A 607-nucleotide genomic window follows, 5' to 3' on the forward strand; every position below is an offset into this window, starting at 1 on the left:
TGGCACTTATGAAGATGCAAATGGCAACGCATGGCTTTCAGCAATTTTCGAATTTGCGCTGTGACTTTTAGTTGCTGATAAAACGATCAGCCTCTTGCAGCCTAAGAGCTGCAAGTACAACCCTAATTACTAATTACTAAAAAAGCAGCATCCTTGCCGTGGAAATCCACGACGATAGGAATGCTGCTTTTTGGTTGTCGAAAAGATCTCAAGCGACACCTGCTTTGTGCGTTGACGTTGACTATAACGCTGCTCAGCTCGGCCGCAGTGCCTTTTGGTTGTCGAAAAGAACTGAAGCGATGACTGCCTTGTGCGTTGACGTTGACTATAACGCCGCCCAGCTTGGCCACGGTGACTTTTGGTTGTCGAAAAAGTCTCAAGCGACACTCGCCTTGTGCGTTGACGTTGCCCATAACGCCGCCCAGCTTGGCCGCAGTGCCTTTTGGTTGTCGAAAAAGTCTCAAGCGACACCTGCTTTGTGCGTTGACGTTGACTATAACACTGCTCAGCTCGGCCGCAGTGCCTTTTGGTTGTCGAAAAGAACTGAAGCGATGACTGCCTTGTGCGTTGACGTTGACTATAACGCTGCTCAGCTTGGCCGCAGTGC

Annotated in this window: 1 protein-coding gene; it reads left to right on the forward strand. The window is 49.8% G+C overall.

The window, feature by feature from the left end; all coding sequences use genetic code 11:
- Window positions 1-194: 194 nt before the first annotated feature.
- Window positions 195-607 (forward strand): hypothetical protein (locus ACYVUV_RS12355; protein ID WP_484499579.1); only part of this gene is annotated, 413 nt, incomplete at its 3' end.

This window comes from Lactobacillus sp. WILCCON 0149 (assembly GCF_057197965.1).